Source organism: Nonomuraea glycinis (genome assembly GCF_014646515.1).
In the GTDB taxonomy this organism is placed as follows: Bacteria; Actinomycetota; Actinomycetes; order Streptosporangiales; family Streptosporangiaceae; genus Nonomuraea; species Nonomuraea glycinis.
The window spans coordinates 104,236-129,015 of sequence record NZ_BMNK01000013.1 but is presented as its reverse complement, the minus strand read 5'-3'; the positions used below and the strand labels follow the sequence as shown (position 1 = coordinate 129,015).

Here is a 24,780-nt window from a genome sequence, read left to right as displayed (position 1 = left end):
TTCTCGAGGCGGCCACCCATGACCACCCCCGCGCAGCATCGCCTGGACACCGCCCTGGCGGACCTGAAGGCCACCTTCCGCGGAATGACCGCCCACCCCGACGAGAACCACTGCGAGTGCCACCGGCGCAACGGCCAAGGCCTCGCCCTGCTGAGGGCCCCGGACACCTGGCTGCAACCCGACCTACTGCTGCGCATGTGGTGGAGTCCCGACTGGGACGACCACCCGGCAGTGCTGCGCCGGATCCTGCCTCAGCTTACGTACTCCCTGGTCAAAGGCTGGATAGAGCCGATCATCGGCATGGAGGCGGTCGGTCACTCGCTCGCTTTCGGTGATTGGCAGCACTGGCCCGCCGAGCAGGCCGCAGCCGTGCGGGAGTTTCTGGACTCATGGTGGGCGTACAGCCTCACCACGCCCGAGGTCGCCGTGCCCGCGTACGACGTGCTGACGCTGTGCGCCGAGGCGTCCGGCACGCTCACGCCCTGGCTCGACGTCTGGGCATCGCTGAGCGACCCGGTGGCCGACCAGCGGCTGGCGGAGACCGTCGCCTACTGGGGCCCCGACCTGCTGGGAGACGAGCTTCCCTGGCTCACCCACAAGGACGAGCGAGCCCAGTGCGCCGAGCTGAACGCCTGGCTGGCACGCCACGCTCCCACCCGCTTGCGTGCCGCCGGCGCGCCGGAGCAGTCGCTCCACTGGGTCCGGCTGCTGGGCCTCCCCAAGCCGGCCCGCTGGGACGACCCGTACTGGGACGACTACGGTTGCTGATCCACTGTGAAGATCTCACGAGATGGTAAAAATGGGGCGAAATGGGCTGACGGTTGGGGCGATGGATGATCCGGGTGCTGCTCGCCGAGGACATGCACATGGTCCGCGGGGCGCTGGTCGCGCTGCTCGACCTCGAACCCGACATCGAGGTGGTCGCCCAGGTGGCGGCCGGGGACGAGATCGTGCCCATGGCCCTGGCACACGACCCTGACGTGGCGGTGATCGACGTCGAACTGCCCGGCGTCGACGGGCTCACCGCCACGGCCGAGCTGCGCCGGCGGTTGCCGCGGTGCCAGGTGCTGATCGTGACGAGTTTCAGCCGGCCGGGAAGCGTACGCAGGGCGTTCGCCGCGCGGGCGTCCGGGTTCCTGGTCAAGGACGCCCCGCCGGATCGGCTCGCCGACGCGATCAGGAGGGTCGCGGCGGGTGAGCGGGTGGTCGATCCCGCGCTCGCCGTGGCGGCGCTGGAGACGGCCGAGAGCCCGCTCCGGCCGCGCGAGCTGGAAGTCCTGCGGCAGTTTGCGGACGGCGAGGACGTGGCGGACATCGCCGGGGCGCTGTTCCTGTCCGTGGGCACCGTGCGCAACTACCTCACCGGGATCGTCACCACCCTGAACGCCCGCAACCGCCTGCACGCCGTACGGATCGCCCAGGAGGCGGGTTGGCTCTGAGCCCGGTCCGCCTGCTCGCCGGGTTCATCTGCGTGCTGTGCGTGCTCCGGGTGGCCTTCCACGACTCCGGGCCGCTGACCGTGGCGAGCATCATCGGCGTCGCCGCGCTCCAGCTGCCGATCTCGCTCCCGGGCAGACGGCCGGGATTCCTCCTGCCGCTGCAGGCCGTACTGAACTATCTGCCGCTACTGGCGGAGGCGGACGGCTGGCGGGCGGGCGGCACGGGGTTCGTCGCCGCTTCGGTCCTGCTCATGGTGCGCGGGCCTTGGGCGTGGCCGATCTTCGGGCTGATCGCGGTGGTCGAGGGCGTCCTGGCGGGCGCCGTACTGGACCTGGCGCCGGTGTACGTCTACTACGCGGTCGTCGCCCCGCTCAACGTAGGTTTGACGCTGTACGGTCTCAGCCGCCTGGCCGACCTGCTGGACCGGGTACGGCGGGAGCGGTCCGAGCTGGCCGCCAGGGCCGGGGAGGTCGAGCGGCTACGGCTGTGGCGGCACGTACACGACCTGGTCGTGAGCAGCGCGTCCACGGTCGAGCGGCTGACCCTCGACCTGGCCGTGAGCAGCGCGTCCACCGTCGAGCGGCTGACGCGGCACCGGGACGACGTGCGGACGGCGATGAACCGGGCGGTCGCCGTCGCCCGGGAGGCGCTGGCGCAGGTGCGCTCCCTGCCGGCCGTCGAGGCGGCACTCCCGGTCCCGCCGCGCGATGACGACACCCGGATCCTCCGGCTGGCCACGCCGATCCTCGTCGTCACGCACGTCCTGTTCGTCGGGCAGTCGGTGTTCAACTTCGTCGCCGACGAGGGGGTCGATCCCGGCTCCGGGCAGGTCGCGTACCTGGCTCTGCTGCCCGTGACGTTCGGCCTGCAGTTCTGGCATCTGGCCGCGCTGCGCACCCGGCCCAGGTTCCTGACGTGGACGCTGGTCGCTCAGGCGCTCACCATCTACGTGCCGCTCCTGCAGGGGGAAGTGGCCGGGCTGGTGGTGTCGGGGTTCTTCGCCGGGGTGGTGCTGCTCCATGTGCGGGCGTGGGTCTCCTGGCCGCTGTGCGTGGCGATCTGCGGCGTCAACGCGGTCGCGTCCTGGCCGGGCTGGTACGAGTTCTGCGCCTCCCTGGCCGCTGCCCTGACCGTCTACGGACTGACGCGGCTCGTCGCCCTCGTCACCGAGCTCAGGGAGACCCGGGCCGAGCTCGTCGAGGTGGCGGCCCTGCGCGAACGGCTCAAGGTGGGCAGGGACGTCCACGACCTGCTCGGGCGCGGCCTCACCACGATCGTCCTGCACGGCGAGCTCACGCTGCGGCTGCTCGACACGGACCCCGGCCGGGCGATGGGGCAGCTCGATCGCGTGGCGGAGGCGGCGCGGGCCACGCTCTCGGACACCGCCCTGGTGAGCGGACGCTTGTCACTGGCCGACGAGCTCGCCTCCGCCAGGGCCATGCTGGAGTCGGCGGGAGCGACCGTACGGATCAACGCCGCGCCCGTGACCGGGCCCGCCGAGCCGGTGCTCGCGGTGGTGCTGCGCGAGGCGGTCACCAACGTGCTCCGGCACAGCACGCCGGTCGAGTGCGTGGTCGAGCTCGCCGTCGAGGACGGCCGCGCCCGGCTGCGCGTGACCAACGACGGGGTCACCCCCGGCTCCGGCCCCGCCCTCGCGTCCGCCTCCGGCTCCGTCTCCGTCTCCCGCTCCGGCGAGCCTGGGACGGGGCTGCGGAATCTGCGCGCCCGGCTGGCCGCCGTCGGCGGCGAGCTCACCACCATCCGGAACGGCGACCGCTTCGAACTCCTCGCCCACGCGCCAGTCGATCATGAGAATCTCATGCCCACGAGGTGAACGCGGCGACTGTGCCGGAGATCGCCCGCTGTCGCACAGTTGGTCCCGCCCCACTGACACGACCGACTGACCAGGGATCATGAACCGTCGACAGTTCCTCGCAGCCGCCGTCCTCTCGGGCCTCGCCTCCGGCTGCGGCTCTAGCTCCGGCTCCGGGAGCGATCCGGCTGCCTTCCGTACCGAGCTACGCGTACCTCCCCTGCTCAAGCCCAAGGTGGGCGAGGACGGGACGCGGACGTTCGCGCTCACGATGCAGCGGGGACGCAGCGAGATCCTGCCCGGTAAGCCGGTCGAGACCTGGGGGTTCAACGGCCCGCACCTCGGGCCGACCATCCGGGCGGCGCGCGGCGACAAGGTCCGGATGACGGTCACCAACCGACTGGACGAGCCCAGCACCGTGCACTGGCACGGGATGCGGCTGCCCGCCAAGATGGACGGCGGCCCGCACCAGACGATCGAACCGGGCGGCACGTGGACCCCGCACTGGACCATCGACCAGCCTGCCGCCACGTCCTGGTATCACCCGCACCCGCACGGGCAGACCGCCAAGCACGTCTATCGCGGGCTCGCCGGGATGTTCATCATCGACGATCAGAGCGTACCGGGGCTGCCCTCGCGGTACGGGGTGGACGACTTTCCCCTCATTTTTCAGGACAAGAATCTCGCCGAGGACGGGTCACCGACCGGTGACCCCTTGAAGGGCACTTTCGGCATTCTGGGCGACCACATGCTGGTCAACGGGACGTACCAGGCTTTTGTGAATGTACGTACTGAGCAGGTGCGTTTCCGAATGCTGAATGGGTCGAACGCCCGGATGTACCACCTTTCCTTCGCCGACCGCCGTACGTTTCACATCGTCGGTAACGACGCCGGCCTGCTGGCCGCGCCTGTTGAGGTGGACCAGGTCTCCCTCACGCCGGGCGAGCGCGTGGAGGTTGTCGTGACTTTTGCGGCCGGAGAGCAGGTCCTGCTGCGCACTCTGGCGGGGTCCGACGACATCGACGAGGGCGACTTCGACCTGCTGAAAATCGTCGCGGCGCCGCGGCTCGCCGCCTCTCCCCCGCTGCCCGCTCGCCTGGGCGGCCCCGCGACGATCGTGGTCCCCCCGAACGCCACGGTCCGACGCTTCCGGCTCAACGGACACGACGCCATCAACGGCAAGGAAATGGACATGTCGCGGATCGACGAGGTGATCCCTGCCGGGGCCGTCGAGATCTGGGAGATCGAGAACACCGTCTACGCCCACAACTTCCACATCCACGAGGTGGCGTTCCAGGTGCTCGACGTGGACGGGGACAAGCCGGCGGCGTACGCGAGCGGGCATAAGGACACGGTGTACGTGCCGCCGAAGAGCACGGTCCGGCTGGCCGTACAGTTCGGCCGGTTCACCGATCCGGCCATGCCGTACATGTACCACTGCCACATCCTGCGGCATGAGGATTCCGGCATGATGGGACAATTCGTAATCGTGAAGCCCGGCACCGAAAACCAGGTGTCCCGTACGATCGCCGCCCACCACGAGTAACCCCAGGTGTCAGAGGCCGAATCGATACAGGAACGGTCCATATTCAGCCCGGCAATATGATCAATTCTTCTTATGCCTTCCAATCCTGGAGTTTCTACGCGCATTCGAGCTCTCCTGACAGCCGCCGTGCTGGCCGCCGGCGCGATGGCCGTCGTCTCCCCGCCGGCCCACGCGGCCGCCCCCGCCGTCCAGATCACCAAGATCTACTACAACTCCCCCGGCTCGCCGGACAACGGCCAGAACAGCAGCCTGAACGGCGAGTACGTACAGCTCAAGAACATGACCAGGAAGGCCGTCAGCCTCAGAGGCTGGACCATGCGCGACATGACGCGCCGGTCTGACCACGTCTACACGTTCGGCGCGTTCACCCTCAAGCCCGGGAAGACGGTCACCTTACGGACCGGCAGGGGCAAGAACACCGCCACCATCCTTTACTGGGGCAGGAGCGGCGGCGGAACCTTCGCCTACATCTGGAACCAGGCCTCGGACACCGGCTACCTGCACAACGCCTCCGGCAAGCTGGTGGACTCCTGTTCGTACAACTCGTCGCGGGTCGAATACAAGATCTGCTGACCTCGACCCCACCCGCATCCGGCCCCCGGCACTCGCCGGAGGCCGGTTTTTCGTGAACGTGCCGACTGCCGACGTTCGGGGTGACGCTGCTCACAGGACTTGCCTCTGACATCAATGTCAGGATTTAGCGTAGCGGCAGGTCCTACCAGGGAGAAAAGATGAAGATTTCCGGTTCTGTCGCGCTCGTCACCGGCGCCAACCGCGGCATCGGGCGGCACTTCGCCCGGCTGCTGCTGGAGCAGGGCGCGAGCAAGGTCTACGCGACCGCGCGCACCCCCGAGTCCATCGACATCCCCGGCGTCGAGACGCTGCGGCTCGACATCACCGACCCGGCGTCGATCGCCGCCGCGGCGGCGATCGCGACCGACGTCGACCTGCTGGTCAACAATGCCGGCATCTCGACCTTCACCAACCTCGTCACCGGCGACCTGGACAAGATCCGGCTGGAGATGGACACCCACTTCTACGGCACCCTCGGCATGATCCGGGCGTTCGCCCCGGTGCTCGGCGCCAACGGCGGCGGCGCGATCGTCAACATGCTCTCCGCGCTGTCGTGGTTCTCCTTCGACGGCGCCAACTCCTACGGCACCGCCAAGGCCGCCGCGTGGAGCCTCACCAACGGCGTACGACTCGAACTCGCCAAGCAGAAGACGCTGGTGACCGGCGTACACCTGGGCCTGGCCGACACCGACATGGCGGCCGGCGCCGACGGCCCCAAGGCCGACCCGGCCGACGTGGTCCGCGCGGCACTCGACGGCGTCGAGGCCGGCAAGCTGGAGGTCGTCGTCGATGACTGGAGCGCCCATGTCAAGGCGTCCCTGTCCCGCGATCCGCTCGAGTTCTACGGCCAGTCCCTGGCGAGCTGACGACGGGACGCCGGTGGGGAGCACCGAGGCGCCGTACCGCGGTTTCGGGGTGGAGCCTATGCTGGGCGCGGTCTTCGACCTGGTAGAACGAGGCGGTGATCCCGGCCTCTGGTGAGCTGATGTGGCGGCTGATAGTGGCCGCGGAACGGATGAACGATGACTGAACGCCCCTCGGACGAAGCGCGAGACGCCCGTTTTGTGGAGATGCTGGCTGAGCGGCGCGTGGTCGCCATCGTGCGCGGCCGGGACGCGGACGCCGCCCTCCGCACGGTGATCACGCTGTTCGAGGAGGGCATCGGCCTGGTGGAGGTGTCGCTGGTCACCGCCGGCGCGCTGGACGTCATCCGGCAGGCCCGCGCGGCCCTCGGCGACTCGGCGGCCCTCGGCGCGGGGACCATCCTCACCACCGACGACGCCGTCGCGGCGGAGGAAGCCGGGGCCTCCTACCTGGTCACCCCCGCCGTCACCAAGGCCGTGTCGTACGGCCGGCTGCCCGTGCTCGCGGGCGCGTTCACCCCCACCGAGGTCGTCGCCGCGCTCAACGCGGGGGCCACCGCTATCAAGCTGTTCCCCGCCTTCCACGGCGGCGAGCAGTACCTGCGCGCGCTCCGCGACCCGTTCCCCCACGTCCCGTTCGTCCCGGTCGGCGGGGTCAGCGCCGACGCGGCGACCGCGTACCTGCGCGCCGGGGCGGTCGCGGTCGGCGTGGGCTCGCCGCTGGTGGGCGACGCCGCCGACGGCGGCAGCCTCGCCGCGCTCAAGGACCGCATCCGAGCCTTCAAGGACCTGCCGTGACCTCTCCGGGGATCGACGTCGCCACCTTCGGGGAGACGATGGCGGCCCTGCGAGCGGACGGGCCGGTCAGGCTCGGCGGCGCGATGCGGCTCTCGGCCGCGGGCGCCGAGTCCACCGTCGCGATCGGCCTGGCCCGGCTCGGTCACCGGTCCCGCTGGACCGGGCTCGTCGGCGATGACGAGACCGGGGAGCTCGTCCTGCGTACCTTGAGGGCCGAAGGCGTTGATGTGGCCCACGCCCGTACCGACGTTCGTGGGCCCACCGGGCTGATACTCCTCGAACAGCGGATCGGCGACCTGACCAGGGTGATCTACCACCGGGCCGGCTCGGCCGCCTCCTTCCTCGGGCCTGAGGACGTCCTGCCCGCGCTCGACCCACTGCCCAAGATCCTGCACGTCACCGGCATCACACCCGCTCTCGGACCCGGTCCTGCGGCGGCCGTACGGGCGGCGGTGGAGTGCGGGGCGCGGGTCTGCCTCGACGTCAACTACCGTTCCCGGCTCTGGGGACGGGAGCAGGCGGCGCAGACGCTCCGGCCGCTGGTGCCGTACCTCACGGTGGTTGTCGCCTCCGACGACGAGCTCGACCTCCTCGCTCCGGCCTCGGCCACGACTGAGGAGGACCAGGTGGCGGCGCTGCTCGCGGCGGGGGTGGCGGAGGTCGTGGTCAAGCGCGGCTCGGCCGGGGCCAGCGCGTACACCGCTAAGGAAACGGTGCACCACCCCGCACGTCCGGTACGTGTCACGGACGTCGTCGGAGCCGGGGACGCCTTCGTCGCCGGCTACCTGTCGGGCCTGCTCGACAACCTCGACCTCACCGACCGCCTCAACCGGGCCACCGCCACCGGGGCCTTCGCCGTCGCCTCGTCCGGCGACTGGGAAGGTCTTCCCACCCGGCGCGAACTGGCCCTCCTCGACTCCCTGCCGGGCTCCACCCTGCGCTGACCGGGGTTCACCGGGCTTGACCACTCAGGATCCGCCACCACAGGTCTTCGGCGGCAGCGACGGACAGCCAGGCGCTCTCGTCGCTGCCGGTGAGGGATCCGCTGGTGCTGCGGCGGACAAACCCCAGCCCGCCTGCCGCGCACAGCTCGTAGATCGGGCTCTGGCAGACGCAGGTGTGCGCTCGGACTCGCACTCTGTCTGTACGGGGGAGGCTGGGTTCCCATTCGACCAGTTCGGTCTGGGCTTGGGCGGCAGCCACGTGGAGTCCTCGGTAGTCGCCACGAGAGCGCGGGCAGTTCACGCCATCACTGCCATACCCGCTTGGTCCTGGAGCACCGCCGCGATGGTCGCGGGGTCGTCGCCGCTGACCGTCTGGTGCAGTCCCCCGGCTATCTCGGCGTAACTGAGCCGGGCACCACGCCGGGTCGCGTAGAACACACCCTCATCACTGACGAAGAACGACCAGCCGGGGAACATGACGCGCAACGCGCCGAGGTCATAGCCAAGTTGTGCCATGTCACGAGCGTAGAAGGCAACCTTGGTTATGTCTACCCTTGTCTACCCACGTAGGCTAGCGTTGACCCTTAACTAGCGTTTTCTATCGTTGAGGAATGTTCGAGTTCGAGCCCGACAGGCCAAGATGGCAGCAGGTCGCCGACGTCATTCGACAGCGCATCCAAGCCGGCACCTACCCGCCCAAGCACCTGGTCTCCGAGCTCTCCCTCGTCCAGGAGTTCGGCATCGCCCGCGACACCGCCCGCAAGGCAGTACGCGCCCTACGCGAAGAAGGCCTGATCTACACCGTCCCGCACATGGGCAGCTTCGTCAGCCATCGCGACGACGCCGACGCCCCCAAGGACGAGCTCTCAACGGAGTAGCACCCCTGCCAATGGGGACGGCGAATCGGACTCTGTCCCTGCAAGAAAGCCCTACGGGTTAACTCGCGACACGCGGCTGCAAGATCGTGACATCTCGGTGGCCGTGGGCTCTCCTACCGCTCGGAGGCGAGAGGGAGACGCAGCATCCGCACGACTGTCGGTCTCCCGACATATCGTGATCCAATGGCGTTATCCGATCTCGATCGCGAGATGGTCCTTACGGCCATCGAGGAGTACGACCAACTGGGCCGCGATGCCTTCCTGGAGCGGTACGGCTACCGAGAAGCGCGCGACTACTTCATCCTCCACAACGGGCGCCAGTACGACTCCAAGGCGATCGCCGGCGTGGCCCACCGCGGGATCGGCGGGCGCCCCCTTCACGCTTCGGAGTTCTCTGGAGGGGCGGCGACGGTCGGCAAAGTCCTCGGCCACCTCGGATTTCTCCTTACTTCGCGCCAAGATGCGCCGCCTGCCGAGGCATTCCTGGAAAAGATCAGAAATCTCGACACCGCCGTCTCGAACGGCCGCCCCAAGCGGCACCAGCCGCTCACCCTCCTGTGGGCCCTCGGCCGCGCCGCCCACCGAGCGGAACGTCTTATCCCCTGGAATGCCACACGGGCCGAAATCAGTGCGCTCATCAGAGAGTTCGGCCTGGAGGGCGACCGACCCACCCCCGAATACCCGGTCTTGAAGCTCACGCACTTCGGGTTATGGACGCTGCCCGACCACCCAGAGCCGCCTCGCCCGAGCGGCAGCCCGCCTTTAGGGTGGATGAGCCGAAACCAGCCGATTTCCGGCCTACGCGAGTGGGTGTACGACCTGCTGACGGAGGACCAGGCAGTACGGTCCCAAGCGACCGCGTGCCTCTTGAGCACGTACTTCCAAGACGTGGATCAGAACGCGCTGCTCATACGCGTCGGCCTGGGCGATATCAACGATGAGCCGCTCCCACCACCCGACGATGCCCGTACACCGGAACGCCGCCCGACCACGGCCATGAGGATCGTCCGGGACAGCGCGCTCTCACTGCTGATCAAGACCCTGCACGATCACACCTGCCAGATCTGCGGAGTCCGACTGCTACTCCCCAACGGCCCGTACGCCGAGGGAGCGCATATCCGCCCGCTCGGCGGCCCGCATGACGGCCACGATGTGGCAGGCAATCTCCTCTGCCTGTGCCCCAACGACCACGTGCTCTTCGACCAGGGCGCGATCACCATCAAGGACGACCTAACGGTGATCAACCGGCTCACCGGCGAGCCGAGGGGCACCTTACGCACCGTTCCCGGTCACGACATCGATCCGCAGCATCTGGCGTACCACCGCAGCTTGTACTGAACTCATGAATGCTGTTACTCGAAGCTTTGCCGGCATCCCATCGCGCACTGCGCGTCACCGCGCCTTCCCTCTCAGGATCCGCCACCACAGGTCTTCGGCGGCGCGGAAGGACAGCCAGGCGCTCTCGTCAGCACTCGTGGGGGTATCACCGATGATGCGCCGGACGAATCCCAGGCCGGCTGCAGCGCACAGCTCGTAGATCGGGCTCTCGCAGACGCATGTGTGCCTTCGGACTCGCACCCGGTTCGTACGGGGAAGGCTGGGCTCCCACTCGACCAGTTCGGCGCGGGCTTGGACGGCAGCCACGTGGAGTCCCCGGTACTCGCCACGAGAGGGCGGGCAGCTCACGCCATCACCGCCATCCGCGCCTGGTCCTGGAGCGCCGCCGCGATGGTCGCGGGATCATCGCCGCTGACCGTCTGGTGCAGTCCTGCGGCTATCTCGGCGTAACTGAGCTGGGCACCACGCCGAGTGGCGTAGAACACACCCTCGTCACTGACGAAGAACGACCAGCCAGGGAACATGACGCGCAACGCGTCGAGGTCGCAACCAAGCATCACCATGCCTCCAAAGTAGCCATCCTGTTCAGCCCTGTCCATGCCATTCCAAGACATGGGCTGCAACGAGGTGTATGCACAGGTATTTCTATGGTTAGACAGTGATTGAGTTCGAGCCAGATCGCTTCCGGTGGGAGCAGATCACCGACACGCTCCGCCAGCGCATCACCGACGGCACCTACCCGCCCAAGCACCTACTGTCGGAGGTGCAGCTCATGCAGGAGTTCGGCGTAGCCCGAGGCACCCTCCGCAAGGCCATGCAACGCCTCCGCGACGAAAAGCTCATCTATACGATCCCCAACCTGGGCAGCTTCGTCGGCCAACGCACCGAACCCAGCGCCCTCGACAGGCCGGCCAGCGACTAACCCAGCCGACATGACCTCTTGTGAACGTCGACTGCACACCGACCAGGTATCGACCGGCGAAGCGGCCCGGCAGATTGTCGACACCTTCCGCAGCGCGCAGGCACGTTGTGCGAGCTACCAGCCTGACTACGCAAGATCCGCTGCCACAGTGCCTGCGCATCGCGCGACGGCAACCACGGGCTGCAATGATCGTGTTGTCGTTGGAGGTGCGCCGTACATACAACGAGCCGGCGGCCGTGGAGGCCGCAGCCAGTAAGACCCGGCGAAGGATCACCACAGGCCAGTAACGGCCGGGGCATCCCGATCTCAAGAGAGCCCCGCCAGGCCGTCGCCTCGGCATCTCCAAAGGAACCGCCCGAGCATGCCTCCCTTGTGGCAATGCACCTGATCGCGCATGATTCTTGTCAGCTACAAGAGCACCCCCGTAGACAGGAAGACAAATGGGACAGCGGGTCGTTCATGCTCAGGTAGGATCCTCCAGCGCTCTGAAGTCGGGCGCTGGCAAGCGGGATGTCCAGAAGAAGACCAAGGACCGCTGGACTGACGCTGACGAGAAAAGGCGCCAGCAGCTCATCAGGATTGCTAGGTCATCCGGCGTGTCTGCGCGAAAGATTCGGCAGCTTATCAAACGCTTGGGTACCTAATCCTCTATCATCCGGTAGCGCTCTCCCGATCGCCTGGCTGTGGCCAGTCATCGTACGGGTTGAGGGCGATCGAAGGTCCGGGCTTCGTTCCCCTCCCCTCCCCGGCCCCGGCCCACCGGAAAGATGGCTTGGCGCTGCCACGGGATATACGCGGGATAGACCTGCCTCCCCCTCACTCCTCGAGACTGCTTGTCAGCACGTTGGAAGGGCTTGGTGATCGCCACTCCACTTCTTGCGCCGCACGGTCTGTACAGCAGCAGGGCGGCCCCGTCCAAGTCTCCCCATAACGGCCCAGCAAGAGATCACGATTCGGGCCTTCCTCGCGCATTTATCGAAGGCCCTTACTAAACTTTGCCGGAGAAACCCGGCTTTGGAGGCAGCGAGTGACGGACCGTGTCATCGAGAACCCGATCATCAACTCGCCCTACCTTCCGCCGAGCAGATACTTCGAGTTCGACAGCCACGGGGTCCCCGGTGACGTCAAGGAAGGCCGGCGTCCGAGTTCTTTCTTCATCCCGGTCCCCAAGGCCCAGAAGGGCAATGCCCAGTTTGAACTGGATCTCCCCGAGCTCGGGCTGACCGGCGACCAGATCGAGCAGAACCACTTCATCAACGCGATCCGGCGCAAGGTCGACGCATGGCGCATGCGCGGCTACCCGGACGTCACCCCAACCTCACGCCGCCTCCTGGAGTATTGGAGCGATCCCACCAGGGAAAACAGAATTTTGTTCTGTCAACGTGAGGCTGCTGAGACCGCGATCTACCTCGCCGAGGCCGCGCACAGGCAGGGCGATCCCTCGATCCACAACGCTCTTGCCGAGATCAATGCCACCTACAACGATGGACTCTCCCGAGTCGCGCTGAAGATGGCCACCGGCTCAGGCAAGACGATCGTGATGGCCATGCTGATCGCCTGGCATACCCTCAACAAGGTCGCCAATCCACAGGACAGACGGTTCGCCAAGCGCTTCCTGGTCGTCGCGCCGGGCTTGACCATCCGTGACCGGCTCCGTGTCCTACTGCCAGCGGACGAGGGCAACTATTATCGGATGCGCGATCTGGTCCCGGTCGACCTGTACGGGTCGCTCACCCAAGCCAAGATCGTCATCACGAATTATCACGCGTTCCAACGCCGGGAGACCAAGCTGGGCCAGGGGGTGGCCAAGACCACCAAGGAGTTGCTGGCCGGCAAGTCTGGAGCGCAGAGTCCGTTCCTGGAGACCGTTGGGCAGATGGTAGCCCGGGTCTGCCGGGAGCTGGGTAGCGCCAAGTCCGAGATCGTCGTCCTCAACGACGAGGCCCACCATTGCTATCGGGACCGGATCGACGACCCGGAGGAAGGTGCCGACGCAGGCCTGACCGGCGAGGGCAAGAAGGAAGCCGAGGGCCGTAACGACGAGGCACGCGTATGGTTCCGCGGCTTGCAGGCGATCAAGGCCAAGCTCGGCGTCAAGGCTGTCTATGATCTGTCGGCCACCCCGTTCTTCCTGTCCGGCTCCGGCTACAAGGAGGGCACTCTCTTCCCGTGGGTGGCCAGCGACTTCTCCCTCGTCGAGGCAATCGAGTCGGGCATCGTTAAGATCCCCCGGGTTCCCGTTGATGACAACAGCACCTCGGTCGACGTGACCTACCTCCAGTTGTGGCAGAACATCCGAGACCAGCTGCCCAAGAAGGGCCGCAAAGATCAGACCGTCTCACCCGAGTATCTGCCGCCCGCTCTCGAAGGCGCCCTGTACAGCCTTTACGACTCCTACAAGAAGTCCTTCCAGGCATGGCAGGACTCCGAGGGTGCCAAACAGGGCGACCCGCCACCGGTCTTCATCGTGGTGTGCAACAACACCACGGTCTCCAAGATGGTCTATGACTGGATCGGCGGCTGGGACAAACCCGTCAACGGGGAGACGATCGTTGCGGTCCGCGGCAGGCTGCCGCTGTTCTCCAATGTGGACGATAACGGCCAGTGGCTGCACCGACCGCCGACGATCCTGGTCGACTCCGAGCAGTTCGAGAAGGGTGAGTTGACTGCGGAGTTCCGCAAGGCGCTCGGGCATGAGATCGAGAAGTTTAAGCAGGAGTATGCCCAACGTTTCCCCGGCCGGTCCGCTGACGACGTGAACGACACGCAAATCCTGCGCGAGGTGATGAACACCGTCGGCAAGAAGGACAAGCTCGGCGAGCATGTCCGCTGCGTGGTCAGTGTCTCCATGCTGACCGAGGGTTGGGATGCCAACACCGTCACCCACATTCTCGGGGTGCGCGCCTTTGGCACCCAGCTCCTGTGCGAGCAGGTCGTCGGACGGGGCCTGCGCCGCCGCTCCTACGCGGTCGACGAGAACGATTTCTTCACCCCCGAGTACGCCGACGTGTATGGCGTGCCGTTCCAGTTCATGCCAACGAGCGGGAAGGTCGTCGACCCCAAGCTACGGGTCACTCGACACGTGCGCGCGATTCCTGGCAGGGAACAAGCTGAGATCACCTTTCCTAGACTCGTCGGTTACCGGATCGAGCTGCCTGACGAGGAGCTGATCCCGGACTTCGACGAGGAGAGCCGCCTGCGGATCACTACGGATATGATCCCCACCCAGACCACGGTCTCGGGCGTGGTCGGCGACATCGGCATGGACATCCTCGAAGGACTCCAGGAGAGCCGCGAGCAGGAGGTCGCCTTCCAGCTCGCCAAGCGGGTCATGGAGAGCTATCTCACCGACCCCGACGATCGCAAACCATGGCTCTTCCCGCAGATCCTGCAGATCTCCAAGCAGTGGCTGGCCGAATGCGTCGACTACGACCCCCACACCTTCGTTGGTCTGCTCCTGATCGCTCAACACGGCGACCGCGCCGCCCGACGGATCAAGGATTCGATCCTGACTACCAAGGGCAATCGGCAGCCGAAGGCCCTGCCGATCTTCCGCCCGTTCGATCATGTCGGCTCCACCGCTGAGGTGAACTTCTCCACTACCAAGCAGGTCTTCCCAACGGCTGAGGAGAAGAGCCACGTCAACTTTGTCGTGCTCGATGGGGTGGACGGCAACACGTGGGAGCAGAAGGTCGCCCAGATCCTGGAGTCCATGCCCCAGGTCGCCGCCTACGTCAAAAACGACCACCTAGGCTTCACCATCCCCTACTCCATCGGCGGCCAGACTCGCCAGTACATCCCCGACTTCCTGGTGCGACTGGCGCCGCTTACCCCGGACGACGACCTGACCCACACGCTGATCGTGGAGGTCTCAGGCAGCCACAAGCCCGCCGACTCCACCCACGAGAAGGCGGTAACCGCGCGTGACCGTTGGGTCCCCGCCGTCAACAACCACGGCGGCTTTGGCCGCTGGAGCTACTGCGAGTTGAAAGACCCCGACAAGTTCCGCGCCGGGCTGGAGCAGGCGATCCAGGCGCTGTACGGCGGACGCGGGACCAGCGCCCAGGTCGGCCCCGCTTGGGACCTCGACCCCACGACCACAATGATCCTTGCCAGTGAAGGGAAGTAGCGGGATGCCGCCGAAGCAGACCTCCGGGCCGACCGTCATCGAGTCGTTCAAGCACGAGGACAAGCGGACGAACATCCCAACCGCCGACTCTCACGACCTGCTCGACGAACAAGCCGCAGGAATCGCCAAGCTGCGCTACCCTCGCAACCCCGAACTGGACCCGCAACTGGTCTGGAACGGTAAGGATGCACAGGACTCCGGTGATCTGGTGGTGGATGCTCCGCCCATCTACATCCAGGAGAAGATCGACCCACGCGTCCTCATCGAAAACCTCCGCCGTACGGCCGAGCGGCCCGAGGACGAGCCGGAGCTCACCCTCTTCGATACCTTCGACGGCCTGGACGGCTTCGAGGCGATCGAGTATTACCAGCACCAGGCCAACTGGTCCAACCGGATGATCCTCGGCGACTCGCTCCAGGTTATGGCCTCCCTCGCGGAGAAGGAGAACCTTCGCGGCAAAGTCCAGATGATTTATATTGACCCACCGTATGGCATCAAGTTCGGCTCCAATTTTCAGCCATTCGTCGGTAAGCGAAATGTCAAAGATGGAAAGATTGAGGATGTCACCCGGGAGGCCGAACAGATCAAGGCCTTCCGTGATACATGGCAGTTGGGTATCCACTCCTACCTGAGCTATCTACGTGACCGCCTGATCATTTCTCGTGACCTGCTCACCGATTCCGGCACTATCTTCATTCAGATCGGCGATGAGAATGTTCATCTCATCCGAGCACTGCTGGATGAGATTTTCGGCAGCGAGAATTTTATCTCCCTGATTACAGTGCGGAAGACCACAGGCGTCGATGCTACCTATCTTGCAGCAACGGTGGACTTCATCCTTTGGTACGGGAAGGACGCCAAGCAGACCAAGTATCGACAGCTCTACGTCTCGAAGGTGACCGAGTCAGAGGGCGCCGACCGCTATGACCAAGTACTGCTGTCAGATGGAACAGCGCGACGAATCCGCCCAGAGGAGAGGGTCGATCCGTCCACACTCCCGACAGGCGCAGTACGGTACCGGCTCGACAACTTGACCAGCGATGAGTTCCGTCCCGACTCCACGGTCGACTTCGAGTTCGAGGGACGGACGTTTCATCCTGGCCAGAAATCTCACTGGAAGACAACCGTCCCGGGGCTGCGGCGGCTGGAAATCGCTGACCGCTTGGAAGCCACCAAGAGATCGCTGAACTACCGGCGACTCCTTTCCGACTTCTCCGTCAAGCAGATCAGCAACTTGTGGGCTGATATCAGCGGTGCGGTGCAGAGTCGTTCGGACCCCAAGGTTTATGTTGTCCAAAGCTCGACCACGCTCGTCCAGCGCTGTCTGCTGATGGCGACCGATCCCGGCGATCTCGTTCTGGACCCCACCTGTGGATCAGGAACGACAGCGGTAAGCGCAGAACAGTGAGGGCGTCGCTGGATCACGATCGACACCTCCCGTGTCGCTTTGGCCCTCGCTCGTCAGCGGATCATGACGTTGCAATTTCCCTATTACCTTCTCTCGGATTCTCGCGAGGGACGGAAAAAGGAAATGGAGCTGACCGGACAGCTAATATCTGGCGGATCCCACATAGGCGATATCCGTAAGGGGTTCATCTACAAACGCGTGCCTCGGGTGACCCTTGGAGCCATCGCCAACAACCCGGAGATCGTCGAGGGGATGAGCCGGGAACAGATTGACGCGGTCATCTCTCGTCATGCTGAGCAGGAGCCACTGTACGACCAGCCATACGAGGACAAGAAGAAAATCCGCGTCGCGGGCCCCTTCACTGTGGAGTCCCTCGCACCGCACAAGACCATCGCGACCACCGTACAGACGCGTACCGAGCAGGCCGCGACTGAGGCAGACGCATCCAGCTTCGAGCAGTCGATCCTGGACAACCTTGCCAAGGCTGGTGTGCAGAACGGCCGGAAGAACGAACGGTTGGAGTTCGAGTCCCTGACTCCGTTCGCCGGCGAGTTGATCAACGCCGACGGTATTCAGCAGGCGAGCAAGGATGACACACCCCGGCGGATCGCGGTGAGTATCGGCCCCCAGTACGGAACTGTGGACCCGGAGTGGATTCGGCGCGCGGCCCGTGAGGCGCTCAAAGGGCTGGGATTCGACCTGCTGATCGTGTGTGCGTTCGCGTTCGACCCGCAAGCGGTCAAAACCACCGAGGAGTTCAAGCCGAACGCGGAGGACTTCGCCTCGGTCCAGGAGGAGCGCAAGCTCGGCAAGCTTCCAGTGCTGCTAGTACGGATGAACTCCGACTTGGTCATGGCGGATGTGCTGAAGAAGACCAACACCGGCAACCTGTTCATGGTCTTCGGCGAGCCGGATATCGCGATCGAACACACCGATGAGGGCGTGGTCGTGGAGGTGCGCGGAATCGACGTGTACGACCCCACCCGGGGCGAGATCCGGTCGAGTGGCACTAACGAGGTTGCTCTCTGGATGATCGACACCGACTACGACGGCGAGTCGTTCTTCGTTCGCCACTGTTACTTCACTGGTGGGCAGAAGCCGTACGAGCGGTTGAAGAAGGCGCTCAAGGCAGACATCGACGAGGCGGCCTGGGAGCAGCTCTACACGACCCGCTCGCAGCCATTCCGGACTCCGGACAGCGGGAAGATCGCAGTGAAGGTGATCAACCACTACGGCGATGAAGTTCTGCAGGTCTACGACGTCTGACCCCCCGGGACCGGTTTGCCTCTCTGCATGAGGAGGCAAACCGGTTACCGAAAGTGTGTGCTAATTCACAAATTGTCAGTGGGGGTTGGCATCATCTGCGCCATGAAGTACACCGACGCTCAGCGGAGCGCGATCGCCACCGTCGACGACCCGCTGCTGATCGTGGCCTGCGCAGGGTCAGGTAAGACGCAGGTCATCTCCCAGCGGATCACCGAGATCCTCCGCCGGCCAGAGGTCCACCCCCGCAACGTGGTGGCGTTCACCTTCACCAACAAAGCTGCGGCCGAACTCCAAGAGCGGGTCGGCCTGCTGGTAGAGAAGGAGCTCGGCGAGCTGACAGGGCTCGCGGAGATGTTCATCGGAACCATGCACGCCTACGCGCTGGATGCGCTGCAGCAGCACGTTCCGGAGACGTTCAAGTTCAGCGTGCTGGATGAGGTCCAGACTCGGTTGTTCATCGACCGTAACAGCAGCAAGAGCGGGCTGACCAAGACCAAGGCTCGCGTCCAGGGGCAGGACAAGCCCCTGAAGCGCTACCGGGACTCCCGGCTCTATATGCAAGTCCTCAACATCCTGCGGGAAGACACCGTCGACCTGGAGCTCCTGCGGGAGGGGCTCATGGACAACCTGTCTGCTTATCGCGACCTGCTGTTCGAGCACAACTACTTCGACTTCACCGACCAGCTCAAGACGATCGTCGACCTGCTGGAGTACGACCCGGACGACCCACTCGCGGGCACGCTGGTTCGGCACGTCCGCGACAACGTGCGCTATCTGGTGGTGGACGAGTACCAGGACACCAACCCTGTCCAGGAAAGGCTGATTCGCGGGCTGACTCGTTGGGGGGCCAACCTGTGCGTGGTCGGCGACGACGACCAGACGATCTACCAGTGGCGTGGCAGCGCCGTCTCGGGGATCCTCAGCTTCGCCAGCCGATACGAGGGCGTTCAGACCGTCACGCTGGGCGAGAACTTCCGCTCTAGCATCGGCGTGGTCTCCCTCGGCCAATCCATTGCGGAGATGAACGCCGACCAGAGACTGCCAAAGAAGATGGTCGCAGCCGGGCACCAGCAGTTCGATCGAGGTGACCTGCTGGCACTGGCCTTCGACGACGCGGCGGCCGAGGCCCGGTGGATCTGTGACCGGATCGAGAAGATGCGCGGCCTGCCGTTCCAGGACACCGACGGCATCGAGCCTCGCGGCCTGTCCTGGTCGGACTTCGCGGTGCTGTTCCGCAGCGTGAGCAAGGACGCCGGGCCATTGGTGGAGGAGTTCAAGCAGCGCGGCGTGCCGTACGTCATCAAGGGTCTGACCCGTCTGTTCGAGGCCCCCGAAGTGCAGGCGTGCGTCAAGCTGTACGAGTTCCTCATCGGCCAGACCGGCGGACAGAACCCGACGCCGGTGACCGAGCAGGACGTGCGGGACACGTGGCATGCGGCCGGCCTCGGGCTGGACGACTCCGACCTGGACGAGGGAATAGCGATCCTGCAACGGGCCAGAACACTCGACCTAAAGCATCACCGGCGTATCACCTTCACCCTGCAGCAGATCTACGCCGACTTCCTGACCGCCGTCCGGGTCCGGGAGGAACGGGTCCCCGGTGAGCGGACCCTCGGCGAGCTCGCCTTCTACAACCTCGGAAAGTTCAGCAAGGTCATCACCGCGTTCGAGCAGATCAACTACAAGAGCAACCTGTCCGACCTGTACGACAGGTTCGTACAGTTCCTGACCTACCAAGCACCCGACTACTACGCCGAGAGCGACGCCGACTTCGGTTACGCAACCCCCGACGCCGTGGTCATCTCAACGGTTCACCAGGCCAAGGGCATGCAGTGGCCGGCCGTCTTCGTCCCTGCCATACGCAAGAACCGGTTCCCCGGCAAGCGGCACGGCGGGCTGAGTGCCTTCCACGTCATCCCGCCCGAGGCCGTCGACGACGCTGACCGCTACAAAGGGACCGAAGCCGACGAGGTCCGCCTGTTCTACGTCGCGGTCACTCGGGCCCAGAAGTACCTGGCCGTCACCTTCTCCCCAGGCGAGTCGCGGCTATACCAAAAGCAGTCGGACTTCTTCACCTTCACAACCCGCAACCCGTACATGCTCACCGCCGAAGCCTCGCTGCCCGCCAGACGGCTGGAGCCGCGGGCCCGGCACGATACTCCCGAAGTCACGCTCAGCTTCAGCGAGCTCAAGTACCTGTTCGAGTGCCCCTACCAGTTCAAGCTGCGCTTCCTGTACGGCTTCGACCAGCCGATCGCCGAAGAGCTCGGCTATGGCAAGTCACTGCACGACGTGCTGGCCGAAATCCACAAGCGCGCCATCGACGGCGACATCATCGACGCCTCCGAGGTCGACGAGCTGGTCGACCGGCACCTCAACGCGCCCTTCGCCGGCACGGAGCTGTTCAAGCAACTGCGCACCGCCGCGCACAGCGCCATCCGCCGTTACCTGCGGGAGAACGGCGAGCGCCTGCACAACACACTCCACTCCGAGCAGCCGATCCGGGTCCACGTCGCCCCCGGGGTGACCGTGAACGGTCGTATCGACCTGATCCGACGCTTGGACACCAACGAAACCTCAATCGTGGACTTCAAATCCACCCAGCGCGCGCAGACCGACGACATCTCCCGCGACCAGTTGCACGTATATGCAGCTGGCTACAAAGAGCTCAGCGGTACCAACGCCGACCTGGTCGAAGTGCTCAACCTGGACGACAGCACCTCCAGCTCACGCGAAGTCATCAATGAGGAGCTCCTGCTGGGTATTCACGGGAAGATCCGGGACGCTGGTGACGCATTGAGGGACAACCAATTGCCACGCAAGTCTTCCTGGTGCGACACCTGTGCCCGCTGCGATCTCGCCGGACTGTGCAGAGACTCGACATGATGAACAACCTGTGACGCTGCTACATGGCTCTGGTGCGCCGTCATCGCCCCAGAGCCGTCCCCCTACGTCTCAATTTGAACGGGTATCTGAATCTTGTTGGCGATTGGCGTGTAGATATCTGCAGCGACGTTGGTGAATAGGGACACCAGCAAGGTGTATCGGACGGGAACATTGACTCGATCTCGGCGGTTGTTCTGCTTCCACCATCCTCCAACAGGGTAGACAGCGATCACTCCGCAACGAGCGAGATCAATCGCGTGGCCGTTCCAAAGATCGGCGTGGAGAGATCCAGAATTTCGCGCCTGTCCGAGGAACCACCGATCATCTGTAGACGATGTGGCTCGCACCCCACGCTCCTCGTCCTCTGCCTCATTGCCAAGCCGCTTCTGGAACCCGGCCAGGTTCTCCGTTGGTCGGATGACATCGAAGCGAAGACCGTGCGAGGCATAGGCGTACTTACCCTGCCATCCCCGGTTCGACGGATTCGGCTCGATGAAGTACGACAGCGTCACCCGCATCCTTACTGGGACGTTTCCGAGCTCCTGAAGCAGGTCCGCCGGCCATGGGAGGCTATGGAGACGCATGGCTCGCATGGAAAGGGTTCCTGATGATCGCCCGAACGGCTTGAATTCGTCCTCAACGATCATGGTTACATCGTCTGCAGCGCTCGCCAACACCCGCTGCTCAGTCGGAACCCCCCACCCATAGCGCCTCAACAAGGAATGCCGCTTGGTTTTCGGTGAATTAGCCTTAGGCGCCGGGAAGTGGGCAGCCATCGCCGGTGTCCATTCCGCAGCATGGACGAGAAGACCACGGATCGCCTGCGGGGTGAGGCTTGGATACTTGCTGAGCGCCAAAGCACCCAGTCGTGCCGCCTGCGACGTTGCCGCACTTGTCGCATTCGCGGTGGTGAGAGGACTGTACGGCCTACCGCTTGTCGTAAGAACCTCAACAACTTCATGGTGATCAAAATCTCCCGAAGGCGCTAGGAGAAGATTCCCACCCTCCATTACAATGTCCGGCTTAATCGGGCGACCCTTCCCCCATGGTACGGATGTACGACTGAAGGGTGACAGCTCGCCCGAAGGTGCGATTGCTCGATACCCAGCGTAGGCGGCGTCCACAGGGGGATCCACGCGCTCGGTGTAAGCCCCTACTGTGAGAACGTTCCATGCCTGGGCGGGGTCATTGACCTGGCGGGTGTCGCTGATAACGAGATGATCAGGATCCCAGTCCTCGGCTGTGACGTTACCTGCGCTAATGAAAAACAGCCGTGCAGCCTCATGATCTGGCTGGCCCAGCAGTCCGAGTCCCCTTGGACCGGGTAACACATCAGTGCCGACCGCGAGTGCATCAATCGCCGCCGACCACGATGTCGGTCGTCCATCGACTCCCCTGAGGTCGCCAGAGGTCACAGCCATTGAGTAAACCCGGGCACGATCCTGCCCAATTTCTACTCGTGCTGCCGCGTCGACCATCAGCTTGCCATAGAGATCGGGCTGGGTCTCACTATCGTGATGTCCACGAAGGATCTTCACGGATTCGAGCCGGTGCTCAAGCCTAATTGGACTAGACCCATTGAGAAGTTGCTCAAGATCACCATAAAGAGCCAGTCCGGCCATTTCTGTGCCATGTGTGGCAGTGGGTGCGGGCGCGGACGTGGTCCCTTCGATGGCGGTGTAACCGTTGTCAAATGATGCCTTAAGCAGCGGATGCTCAGCCTGGACGCCACAGTCCAGCACGCAAACAGCTGGAGCTTCGGGCTCGGCTGCAGTCGTACGGCTCACCAGATCGTTGATTAGGTCCGCCTGAAACGTGCGCTCTAGTCCGAAAAGCTCCTCGGTGAACCCCGGTTTGCGTAGTTCACCGGGAATGGCGTTAGTGGTGAGTAGCGTCCCGAGCTCCTGAGCGCTTGTACGAACCAGCGTAACGACGCGATACGGAAACGCGAGAGCCGCCTCGGAAACCTGCCAGCGCAGGTGCTCGGCCACACGATGGAACTCCCGAATAGGATCATGATTTTTCGTGAGCTGGACGAGCCAGATCTCCCACCACCGAGGTTCCGCAGGATCAGGGAAGGATTCGCCCTCCTGCCACAACTCATGGAGCACCGACAACCGCAGTTCGTCGATGTTGGCTACGAGCGCGGCATTCTTCGGCTTACCTCCCGAAGTTAGCTCAATGGCGAACTTCTCGAATAGGTCTACGAATTTCGGTACAACCGTGAACGGCAGCCAGACCAGCGCCCGCTCGGGAAGTTCCTCACTCTTGGGCAGAACTGAGAGCAGCTTGGCGCCATGAGCGTCGAGCGACTTGAGCGCCAGGTGATGGTCAGCGGACCAACAAGCAACAGTTAGCACGAAGCCGTCACCCCGCACGGTCTGCGGTACCAAGGCCCGAGCCCTGCTCGCTGCCGATTCAGCCAGGTTTAGCTCTGAAATCAGTCTGGAGGCATGCGTTCTCGGATTGCTGATCTCCCGAATGCCCCCGCCCATTGGTGCAGGACGCCCCCTGTACCCGACGTCAGAGCCGCCACCCGGAACGAGCAAATGTGGAAGGTGACGGGACACGGGAGGGATGGACTCACCCATTCCGGGTAGCACGGCGCGCGCCAAGAGCTGCCATCAGAGCTGAGCTGGAGAGCTGAGCGTGCCCGGTTAGAATCGCGTCTTTCGCGGCTGCTTCCGCAGCGCGCACGAGCTCAGCATGACTGAGCCCACCAACGTGGTCCGCAAGACGACTCCAATCCACTCTCTTGGTATTCATCGACGCGAGCCTCCGGCGCAGTACCTCAGTGGCTTGTTCCGCACTCGGAACATCATAGGTAATGACAGCGTCAAATCTACGGAATAGCGCATTGTCCAAGATTCCAGCGTGGTTCGTGGCCGCTACCAGCAGGCTCTCTGGCCTCGCCTCGTCCAAGAAGAGTAGGAAGCTGTTGAGGATACGTCGCGCTTCACCGACGTCTCCCTCGATGCGACGTTCTGCCCCGATCGCGTCGAATTCGTCGAAGAGATAGACGGCTCGGCTCTTGGCAGCTGTGTCGAAAACTAGGCGTAGTTTGGACGCAGTCTGCCCCATGAACCGGCTGATCAGGCCATCCAAGCGAACTGTGAACAGCGGGAGGCTGAGCTCTCGGGCCAGCACCGCGGCACTCATGCTCTTGCCAGTGCCAGGTGGTCCGACGAGCAGCAGTCTGTAGATAGGGGCGAATCCATGGTTCTCCAGACGCTCGCGCTGGCGCTGTTCGTGCAACACTCGTTGTAGCTGCTCTTGTACAGCTTCCGCGAGGGTCATATCAGCCAGATGGATGTCTGGATAGCTCGCAGATACAAGTTCGGCCAGCTCTCCGCGAGGTTGGACGACTAGGGTCGGCCCTTGTTTGCGGGTCGGCTGCGCACGAGCTTCGTCCACGAGATCACGTAGCTCAGCCGCTAGCAGGTTGTGCCCTTGCCGGGCAGACTTGGCGGCCAGTTGCAGCGCAACACTGTAGAAGGCGTCTTCGTCGCCCTCGGCATGGGCTCGGACGAGAGCCTTGACGTGGTCCGCCGACGCAGCCATGACCTTCCTTCGCGAGGCTCGAGTATCGGACTGCACTCTCGTGATCCACGAGCACGGACTTGCACCCTATCCATGCCCATCGAGCCGGGTCATGATTCTTGCTATGTCAGGAGCGGTCCGCAACGGATGCTGTTGGACCGAGAGATCCGATGGCGCAAGCAATCCTCTCACTTAGTATTGAATCACATCAAAGCACCCGAGCGAAGATCACAAGCAGCCTCGTAGCTGCGATTCCACCGACTACCAGGCGAGAACATCCGATCCCGCGTTCAGGGCCGCCTGGCCGCGGTTACGGAACGCCATGGAGATGTGGCGGCCTATCAGTGAAGATCACATCGCGCCCATTGTCCTGATGGCCGACCCACGGATCGCCAAGCTGATCACTTCCGAGCGAGGACGGGAGTTTCTGGCCATG

General features: G+C 64.5%; 21 protein-coding genes. 15 read left to right on the top strand and 6 right to left on the bottom strand.

The window, feature by feature from the left end; translation table 11 throughout:
* The first annotated feature begins 18 nt into the window (after positions 1–18).
* From IEY87_RS31100 to IEY87_RS31065, 8 genes are all read left to right on the top strand, one after another.
* Positions 19–768, top strand: a complete 750-nt coding sequence (locus IEY87_RS31100; protein ID WP_189142386.1) for a hypothetical protein — start codon at positions 19–21, stop codon at positions 766–768.
* 65 nt (positions 769–833) lie between these two features.
* Positions 834–1,439 carry a response regulator transcription factor gene (locus IEY87_RS31095; RefSeq protein WP_189142385.1) on the top strand — a complete coding sequence of 202 codons (606 nt, stop codon included), beginning with the start codon at positions 834–836 and terminating at the stop codon, positions 1,437–1,439.
* The gene (locus tag IEY87_RS31090; protein WP_189142384.1) at positions 1,430–3,274 is read left to right on the top strand and encodes a sensor histidine kinase; all 1,845 of its coding nucleotides are present in this window, start codon (positions 1,430–1,432) and stop codon (positions 3,272–3,274) included. Before IEY87_RS31095 ends, IEY87_RS31090 begins: the two co-directional genes overlap by 10 nt.
* A gap of 79 nt (positions 3,275–3,353) precedes the next feature.
* Positions 3,354–4,799: a multicopper oxidase family protein gene (locus IEY87_RS31085; RefSeq protein ID WP_189142383.1), complete on the top strand. Its 1,446-nt coding sequence runs from the start codon at positions 3,354–3,356 to the stop codon at positions 4,797–4,799.
* 126 nt (positions 4,800–4,925) lie between these two features.
* The gene (locus IEY87_RS31080) at positions 4,926–5,372 is read left to right on the top strand and encodes a lamin tail domain-containing protein (RefSeq protein WP_225277808.1); all 447 of its coding nucleotides are present in this window, start codon (positions 4,926–4,928) and stop codon (positions 5,370–5,372) included.
* Positions 5,373–5,530: 158 nt separating this feature from the next.
* The gene (locus tag IEY87_RS31075; protein WP_189142381.1) at positions 5,531–6,238 is read left to right on the top strand and encodes an SDR family oxidoreductase; all 708 of its coding nucleotides are present in this window, start codon (positions 5,531–5,533) and stop codon (positions 6,236–6,238) included.
* 156 nt (positions 6,239–6,394) lie between these two features.
* On the top strand, positions 6,395–7,033 hold the full coding sequence (locus tag IEY87_RS31070) for a bifunctional 4-hydroxy-2-oxoglutarate aldolase/2-dehydro-3-deoxy-phosphogluconate aldolase (protein ID WP_225277807.1): 639 nt from the start codon (positions 6,395–6,397) through the stop codon (positions 7,031–7,033).
* Entirely contained in the window at positions 7,030–7,977 is a 948-nt protein-coding gene (locus tag IEY87_RS31065) for a sugar kinase (protein WP_189142380.1), read from the top strand. Before IEY87_RS31070 ends, IEY87_RS31065 begins: the two co-directional genes overlap by 4 nt.
* A gap of 7 nt (positions 7,978–7,984) precedes the next feature.
* Here IEY87_RS31065 and IEY87_RS31060 read toward each other — a convergent pair whose 3' ends face one another.
* Positions 7,985–8,236, bottom strand: coding sequence for a hypothetical protein (locus tag IEY87_RS31060; protein WP_225277806.1), 252 nt, complete (start codon positions 8,234–8,236; stop codon positions 7,985–7,987).
* A 38-nt stretch (positions 8,237–8,274) separates the two neighbouring features.
* A complete protein-coding gene (locus tag IEY87_RS31055) occupies positions 8,275–8,493 on the bottom strand; it encodes a hypothetical protein (protein WP_189142378.1) in 219 nt (72 codons plus the stop codon).
* Positions 8,494–8,588: 95 nt separating this feature from the next.
* Here IEY87_RS31055 and IEY87_RS31050 point away from each other — a divergent pair, with 95 nt between their 5' ends.
* Together IEY87_RS31050 and IEY87_RS46090 are read left to right on the top strand one after the other, a co-directional pair.
* Entirely contained in the window at positions 8,589–8,855 is a 267-nt protein-coding gene (locus tag IEY87_RS31050) for a GntR family transcriptional regulator (protein ID WP_189142377.1), read from the top strand.
* A 183-nt stretch (positions 8,856–9,038) separates the two neighbouring features.
* On the top strand, positions 9,039–10,193 hold the full coding sequence (locus IEY87_RS46090) for an HNH endonuclease (protein WP_225277805.1): 1,155 nt from the start codon (positions 9,039–9,041) through the stop codon (positions 10,191–10,193).
* Between the two features lie 54 nt (positions 10,194–10,247).
* Here the strand turns inward: IEY87_RS46090 and IEY87_RS31040 are convergent, their stop codons facing one another.
* Both IEY87_RS31040 and IEY87_RS31035 read right to left on the bottom strand, forming a co-directional pair.
* Entirely contained in the window at positions 10,248–10,499 is a 252-nt protein-coding gene (locus IEY87_RS31040; protein WP_189142376.1) for a hypothetical protein, read from the bottom strand.
* A gap of 38 nt (positions 10,500–10,537) precedes the next feature.
* Positions 10,538–10,756, bottom strand: coding sequence for a hypothetical protein (locus IEY87_RS31035; protein ID WP_189142375.1), 219 nt, complete (start codon positions 10,754–10,756; stop codon positions 10,538–10,540).
* Positions 10,757–10,851: 95 nt separating this feature from the next.
* Between IEY87_RS31035 and IEY87_RS31030 the strand changes: the two genes are divergently transcribed.
* From IEY87_RS31030 to IEY87_RS31015, 5 genes are all read left to right on the top strand, one after another.
* Positions 10,852–11,115, top strand: a complete 264-nt coding sequence (locus IEY87_RS31030) for a GntR family transcriptional regulator (protein ID WP_189142374.1) — start codon at positions 10,852–10,854, stop codon at positions 11,113–11,115.
* A gap of 1,027 nt (positions 11,116–12,142) precedes the next feature.
* Positions 12,143–15,244 carry a BPTD_3080 family restriction endonuclease gene (locus IEY87_RS31025; protein ID WP_189142373.1) on the top strand — a complete coding sequence of 1,034 codons (3,102 nt, stop codon included), beginning with the start codon at positions 12,143–12,145 and terminating at the stop codon, positions 15,242–15,244.
* Positions 15,245–15,248: 4 nt separating this feature from the next.
* Complete coding sequence (locus IEY87_RS46085) at positions 15,249–16,652, top strand: site-specific DNA-methyltransferase (protein ID WP_225277804.1); 1,404 nt, start codon at positions 15,249–15,251, stop codon at positions 16,650–16,652.
* 123 nt (positions 16,653–16,775) lie between these two features.
* Positions 16,776–17,918: a hypothetical protein gene (locus IEY87_RS46080; protein ID WP_225277803.1), complete on the top strand. Its 1,143-nt coding sequence runs from the start codon at positions 16,776–16,778 to the stop codon at positions 17,916–17,918.
* A 102-nt stretch (positions 17,919–18,020) separates the two neighbouring features.
* Positions 18,021–20,804, top strand: a complete 2,784-nt coding sequence (locus IEY87_RS31015; protein WP_189142372.1) for an ATP-dependent helicase — start codon at positions 18,021–18,023, stop codon at positions 20,802–20,804.
* A 62-nt stretch (positions 20,805–20,866) separates the two neighbouring features.
* Here the strand turns inward: IEY87_RS31015 and IEY87_RS31010 are convergent, their stop codons facing one another.
* Positions 20,867–23,164: a S8 family peptidase gene (locus IEY87_RS31010; RefSeq protein WP_189142371.1), complete on the bottom strand. Its 2,298-nt coding sequence runs from the start codon at positions 23,162–23,164 to the stop codon at positions 20,867–20,869.
* A 223-nt stretch (positions 23,165–23,387) separates the two neighbouring features.
* Positions 23,388–24,365, bottom strand: a complete 978-nt coding sequence (locus tag IEY87_RS31005; RefSeq protein ID WP_189142370.1) for an AAA family ATPase — start codon at positions 24,363–24,365, stop codon at positions 23,388–23,390.
* Positions 24,366–24,780 lie beyond the last annotated feature (415 nt).